Origin of the sequence: Anaerobranca gottschalkii DSM 13577, from assembly GCF_900111575.1 — a bacterium.
In the GTDB taxonomy this organism is placed as follows: Bacteria; Bacillota; Proteinivoracia; order Proteinivoracales; family Proteinivoracaceae; genus Anaerobranca; species Anaerobranca gottschalkii.
Window position 1 is genome coordinate 1 of sequence record NZ_FOIF01000077.1, and the last position, 7,311, is coordinate 7,311.

The 7,311-nt window shown below is 36.3% G+C and carries 3 protein-coding genes; all 3 read left to right on the top strand.

Annotated features, from left to right (window positions below; genetic code table 11):
- Positions 1-286: 286 nt before the first annotated feature.
- The 3 genes from uvrB to uvrC are packed head-to-tail and all read left to right on the top strand — an operon-like array spanning position 287 to position 6,948.
- Positions 287-2,263 (top strand): excinuclease ABC subunit UvrB, encoded by a 1,977-nt coding sequence (gene uvrB / locus BMX60_RS11165; protein ID WP_341423335.1) that lies wholly within the window; start codon positions 287-289, stop codon positions 2,261-2,263.
- Positions 2,264-2,289: 26 nt separating this feature from the next.
- The gene (uvrA, locus tag BMX60_RS11170) at positions 2,290-5,109 is read left to right on the top strand and encodes an excinuclease ABC subunit UvrA (RefSeq protein WP_091351521.1); all 2,820 of its coding nucleotides are present in this window, start codon (positions 2,290-2,292) and stop codon (positions 5,107-5,109) included.
- A 12-nt stretch (positions 5,110-5,121) separates the two neighbouring features.
- Positions 5,122-6,948 carry an excinuclease ABC subunit UvrC gene (gene uvrC / locus BMX60_RS11175; protein ID WP_341423336.1) on the top strand — a complete coding sequence of 609 codons (1,827 nt, stop codon included), beginning with the start codon at positions 5,122-5,124 and terminating at the stop codon, positions 6,946-6,948.
- Positions 6,949-7,311 lie beyond the last annotated feature (363 nt).

Genomic DNA, 7,311 nt, shown 5'->3' on the forward strand with positions numbered 1-7,311 from the left:
TAGAAAAAGTTCCCAAGGAAGTAGTGGAATACTTTGATATGATGGATGATGGAGATACATCAATACCACCTAGATTTAGCTGTGAGAGTTGTGGAGCAGAAATGTATCCCAAAGATTATATAGGAGTTCATGGAGAGCACTATAAAATATAAATGAATTTAAGCGCGCCGAATGGCGCTTTTTTTTATACAAAAGGGGGGAACATATTTTCTGTTTAGGGCTTTAAATTCGTAACTATTACTGATATAATAAAAAATAGATTTGTACAGAATGATGGGGTGATAAAATGCTGCCAGGAAAATTCCAACTGGTTTCTAAATATAAGCCAACAGGGGATCAGCCCAAAGCAATAAAGAAGTTAGTAGAAGGTATTGAAAAAGGCTATAAAGGCCAGACCCTTTTAGGGGTAACAGGTTCAGGGAAGACTTTTACCATGGCCAACGTCATAGCCCAAGTCAATAAACCAACTATTGTAATTGCCCATAATAAAACTTTAGCTGCCCAACTTTGTAGTGAGTTTAAAGAGTTTTTTCCCAATAACGCTGTGGAGTATTTTGTCAGCTATTATGACTACTATCAACCAGAGGCGTATATTGCCCATACCGATACTTACATCGAAAAAGATGCTCAAATAAATGATGAAATTGACAAGCTCCGTTACTCTGCAACTTCCGCCCTTTTTGAAAGGCGGGATGTAATTATTGTCGCCAGTGTATCTTGTATTTACGGATTAGGTTCTCCTGAGGAGTATAGAGATTTAATAGTTTCATTGAGGGTAGGAATGGAAAAAGAAAGGGACGAAGTTATTAAGGAGTTAGTGGAAATCCAGTACCTCAGGAATGATACTGATTTTAAACGGGGGACCTTTAGAGTTCGGGGAGATACATTAGAAGTTTTTCCTATTGGAAATAGTGAAAATGCAATTAGAATCGAGTTTTTCGGTGATGAAATAGATAGGATAACAGAAGTAAATGCCTTAACTGGAGAGATAATAGGACTTAGAAACCATGTCGCTATTTTCCCTGCTTCCCATTATATTACCGCTAGGGAAAAAGTAAGACTGGCTACGGAAGCTATCGAAAAAGAGTTGGAGGAAAGGTTAGAGTATTTTAAATCTAAAGGGAAGCTATTGGAAGCCCAGAGGTTAGAACAGCGAACCCGCTATGACTTAGAAATGATGAGGGAAATTGGTTTCTGCCAGGGAATTGAAAATTATTCCCGCTATTTGACTGGTAGAGAACCGGGTAGTAAACCTTATACTTTACTAGATTTTTTCCCCGATGACTATTTGATGATTATTGATGAATCCCATGTTACTATCCCTCAGATAGGAGCTATGTACGCAGGAGATAGATCGAGGAAAGAGTCTTTGGTAGAACACGGTTTTCGCTTACCTTCAGCCTTTGATAACAGGCCTTTAAAATTTGAGGAATTTGAACAAGTGATAAACCAAGTGATTTATGTATCTGCAACCCCTGCAGAATACGAATTACAACACTCACAACAGGTGGTGGAACAAATAATTAGGCCTACAGGATTAGTGGATCCTGTGATCAGTGTTAAGCCGGTAGAAGGCCAAGTTGATGATTTGCTTCATGAAATTAGACAAGTTGTGAAAAATAATAACAGGGTTTTGGTTACAACCCTTACAAAACGAATGGCTGAAGATTTAACAGATTATTTAAAAGAGGCAGGTATTAAAGTTAAATACCTCCATTCAGATATTAAAACAATAGAGAGAATGGAGATAATTAGGGATTTGCGTTTAGGTGAATTCGATGTATTAGTTGGTATCAACCTTTTAAGGGAGGGGTTAGATATCCCGGAAGTTTCCCTTGTAGCCATCTTAGATGCTGATAAGGAAGGATTTTTGCGTTCTGAAAGGTCGTTAATTCAAACAATAGGTAGAGCTGCAAGGAATGTAGAGGGTAGAGTAATCCTTTATGCCGATACTGTAACTAAATCTATGGAAAAGGCAATCAATGAGACAAATCGCCGTAGAGAAATGCAAATCGCTTACAACAAAAAACACAATATCCAGCCTAAATCTGTTTCTAAAGATATCCATGCAGTTATTGAAGCTACAAAAGTGGCCGAAGAGGGAGCTAAATACGTAACTGATAAAGGGAAGAAAATGGGTAAAAAAGAAAAAGAATTGTTATTAGCAAAACTTGAAAAGGAAATGAAGGAAGCTGCTAAAGCTTTAGAGTTTGAAAAAGCCGCTTATTTAAGGGATATGATAATTGAATTAAAGGGAAATTGATATTGCAGAGGAGAGAGACAGAAGTTATGAAAAATATAGTAATAAAGGGTGCTAGGGAAAATAACCTAAAAAATATTGATTTAACAATACCTAGAGATAAATTAATTGTTTTTACAGGTCTTAGTGGTTCTGGAAAATCCTCTTTAGCCTTTGAAACTATTTATGCCGAGGGACAGAGAAGGTATGTTGAATCCTTATCTGCCTATGCTCGACAATTTTTAGGTCAGATGGAAAAGCCCGATGTTGACTCAATAGAAGGTTTATCACCGGCCATATCCATTGATCAGAAAACCACCAGTAAAAACCCTAGATCAACGGTGGGAACAGTAACGGAAATTTACGATTATCTTCGTTTGCTATATGCCAGGGTAGGAAAGCCTTTTTGTCCTCATTGTAAAGAAGAGATAAAACAACAAACGGTTTCCCAGATGGTAGATAAGATTATGGAATTACCTCCCAAGACAAAACTTCAAATATTAGCTCCCGTTATTAGGGGAAGAAAAGGTGAACACATTAAGGTATTAGAAGGTCTAAGAAAAAGTGGATTTGTCCGAGTTCGAATCGATGATCACCTCTATGAATTAACTGAGGAAATTAAATTGGAAAAAAATAAAAAGCATACAATTGAAGTGGTGGTAGACAGGCTAGTGGTAAAAGAAGGGATTGAAAACCGTTTAGCAGATTCTTTGGAATTGGCTTTAAATCACGGAGATGGGATCGCAATAGTTGATATAGTAGATGGGGAATCAATAACCTTTAGTCAAAACTTTGCTTGTATCCAATGTGGCTTCAGTTTTGAAGAAATCAGTCCCCGGATTTTTTCCTTTAATAATCCTTATGGTGCATGTGAAGAATGTGGAGGTTTAGGAAGTCATTTAGAGCCTGATCCTGATTTAATTATCCCTGATCCAACCTTATCTATAGAAGAAGGGGCTATAGCACCTTGGAGTAAGAGTTCTTCAACGTACTATAGTAGTATGTTAAAGGCTGTAGCTAAAGAAATAGGAATAGACACCAAAGTCCCTATAAATGAACTCCCTAAAGAAGGGATAAAAACTTTGCTTTACGGAATACCTAATAAAAAGTTTAAAATAAAGTATGAAGATTCCCAAGGAGAAGTACAAGAGATTAACGCTTTATTTAGAGGTTTAATAAATTGGATTAAAATGCGATACAGAGAAACTTCTTCAGAATACATTAAAAATGATTTACAAGGATATATGTCCAATATTCCTTGTCAAAAATGTAATGGAGCCCGTTTAAAACCGGAAAGTTTAGCGGTACTGATTGGGGATAAAAACATTTCACAGTTAACAGCCCTTTCAGTTGTCGAAGTTAAAGATTATCTAAACAGGATAAAATTTACCGAAAAAGAAATGATGATTGCCCGGATGATCCTAAAGGAGATAAATGAACGGTTAGGTTTTTTAATCGATGTTGGTTTAGATTACCTTACTTTAGACAGAGCTGCTGGAACTTTATCGGGGGGAGAAGCCCAGAGGATCCGTTTAGCTACCCAAATTGGTTCTAGTTTAATGGGGGTATTATATATTTTGGATGAGCCTAGTATTGGTCTTCACCAACGGGATAATGAAAGGCTATTAGCAACTTTGAAGAAACTTAGGGATCTTGGGAATACTCTAATTGTGGTGGAACACGATGAAGATACCATGAAAGCTGCAGACTTTATAGTGGATATTGGTCCATTGGCAGGGGCCCAAGGGGGAGAAGTGGTAGCAGCAGGTACACTAGAAGACATCATGAAAGAACCCCGTTCAGTTACAGGTCAATATTTAAGGGGAGAAAAACGTATTTTTGTTCCTCAAAACAGGAGGAAGCCTAATGGTAAATGGATTGAAATTATTGGAGCTAGAGAGAATAATCTCAAAAATATCGATGTAAAAATACCTTGTGGTGTCTTTACTTGTGTAACTGGAGTATCTGGATCTGGTAAAAGTACTTTAATTAACGAAATTTTATATAAAGCTTTAGCTCAGAAACTCCACAATGCTAAAGCTAAACCAGGAGCCCATGATGCTATTTACGGTTTAGAAAATATTGAAAAAGTAATAGATATAGATCAATCACCTATTGGTAGAACTCCCCGCTCCAATCCTGCAACCTATACCGGTGTCTTTGATTACATTAGAGAACTTTTTGCATCTACCAACGATGCCCAAGCTAGAGGTTATAAAGCCGGTAGATTTAGTTTTAATGTCAAAGGGGGCAGGTGTGAAGCTTGTCGGGGAGACGGGATTATAAAGATTGAGATGCATTTTTTACCCGATGTCTATGTTCCCTGTGAAGTGTGTAAAGGAGCAAGGTATAATAGGGAGACATTAGAAATTAAGTATAAAGGTAAGACAATAGCCGATGTTTTAGATATGTCGGTAGAGGAAGCTGTAGAATTTTTTCAAAACATTCCTAAAATCAAGAGGAAGCTTGATACACTCTATGATGTAGGATTAGGTTATATTAAGTTAGGTCAATCTGCTACTACCCTTTCCGGGGGAGAGGCTCAGAGGGTTAAATTAGCTACAGAGTTAAGCCGGAGAAGTAATGGAAAAACCCTATATATTTTAGATGAACCTACCACTGGTTTACACATAGCTGATATTGACAAATTGCTACAGGTATTGAGTCGCCTAACCGATGAAGGGGATACGGTATTGGTTATAGAGCATAACCTTGATGTCATTAAAACTGCAGATTATATTATTGATTTAGGACCTGAAGGGGGAGACCGTGGGGGCACAATAGTTGCTCAAGGTACACCAGAGGAAATAGTTAAGGTTTCAGAAAGTTACACAGGAAAATTTTTAAAACCATATCTTAAGTGGCAGTAAAGGGGGGATATTTTGATTAAAGATGAAGTAAAAGAAATTATAAATAAATTGCCTTCTTCTCCAGGGGTCTATATCATGAAAGATAAATATGGGGAAGTAATTTATGTTGGTAAAGCCCTTTCTTTAAAAAATAGGGTAAAATCTTATTTTTCAAAAAGTGAAGGGAAAGGGGCAAAGGTTTTAGCTTTGGTACAAAATATCGCAGCTTTAGACTATATTGCTACAGATTCAGAAGTTGAAGCTTTGATTCTAGAAAGTAACCTGATAAAAAAACACCGGCCTAAATACAATATCTCCTTAAAGGATGATAAACACTATCCCTATATTAAAATAAATCTTAAAGAGGATTTTCCGGTAGTGGAAAAAGTGAGGAAGATTACTAAAGATAAAGCTAGATATTTTGGACCCTATCCTTCTGGGATAGTTGTCAATGAAACCTTAAATGCAATTAGAACCCTTTTTCCCTTAAGGACTTGTAAAGGAAAGCTATCCAAAAAAGATAGGCCCTGCTTAAATTACCATATTAAAAAATGCCTTGCACCTTGTGCAGGGAGAATCTCTTCTGAAGATTATCAGAAGATCGTTGAAGAAGTAATTTTGTTTTTAGAAGGTAAAAATCTAGAGTTAATTAAAAAAATGGAAGAAGAAATGGTGAAAGCAGCGGAAAATTTAGATTTTGAAAAGGCTGCTAAGTTAAGGGATCAATTACAGGGAGTCAAAGCAATAGGGGAAAAACAAAAAATTATTTTTAGTGATTTAGAGGATCGGGATATCTTAGCTTTAGCTCAAGGGGATAATTTAGCTTGTATTCAAATTTTTAGTATTAGGGGAGGGAAATTACTAGGCAGTGAATCCTTCAAGTTAGAAAATACTGGGGGATCTACACCGGAGGAATTATTCCATGCCTTTATAACTCAATACTATAATAATGCTCCAATAATACCAGGGGAAATATTATTACCTATGGAACTACAAGACTCTAAAGTACTATTAGAATTTCTATCTAAGAAAAGAAATGGGAAGGTAGTTCTTAAGGTTCCCCAAAAGGGAGATAAAAAGTCTTTATTGGAGATGGCAGAAAAGAATGCAAAACTTCAGCTACAAACCTTTATCTCTCAACAGCAAAAAAATAAGCAAGAAGCTGAAGAAGGATTATTAGATTTAGCTAAAGCTTTAGGTTTAGAGGAATTACCTTGGCGGATGGAATGTTATGATATTTCAAATATCCAAGGGGAACATTCTGTTGCCTCAATGGTAGTTTTTGAAGGGGGAAAACCGGTAAAGGAAAAATACAGGAAGTTTCAAATTAGGACAGTACAAGGACCTAATGATTTTGCTTCTATGGCAGAAGTGATAAAGAGGAGATTGGAAAATTTTTTAGAAGGGGATAGTAGTTTTACACCCCTTCCTCATCTGATAATTATAGATGGTGGTAAAGGACAATTGTCAGCAGCAAGAAAAGTTATGGAAGAGACCGGTTTTGGTCATATAAAAACAATAGGTTTAGCTAAAAGGGAAGAAGAAATTTTCTTACCTAATAGATCAGAAGGGATAATTTTACCTAGAAACAGCAAAGGGCTTTACCTATTACAGAGGATTAGAGATGAAGCCCATCGTTTTGCCCTAACTTATCACAGGAAATTGAGGACAAAAAATACTTTGACATCGGAATTAGATAAGATTCCTGGAATTGGTGCTACAAGGAAAAAGATTTTATTACAAACCTTTGGCTCAGTAGAGGAAATATCCACTAAAGATGTAGGAGAAATAGCAGCGGTAAAGGGAATTCCCTGGAAAGTGGCGGAAGAAGTTTATAAACATTTTCGCAAAAGTAGATAGGAGTAATTCAGACTGAATCAGTTTGTAGACAAAGTCACCATCAGCTGTGGTAATTAAACAAAGATACGATTAAGTTGAGGAGATAGATTTAAGAGCTGATTAGATAAAAGGAAGAAGGGGTGAGGAACAGGACGTTCCGAAAGCTCTATTGAGCCATGGATGGCGAATTAGAGCGGTACCCTTCTTCCTTTTAGATAGAAGCCTTAAATCTCGACGCAAAACTTTGTTAGAATGTTTAATTACCACAGCCTTTAAAAAATGACTTTGTCTACATTTTTTTAATAGGAAGTTTTAGATTTCTTAGATAGGTATTAATTTTTTAAAAATTTTATCACAAATCTCTTGCATTTTACATAAATATTA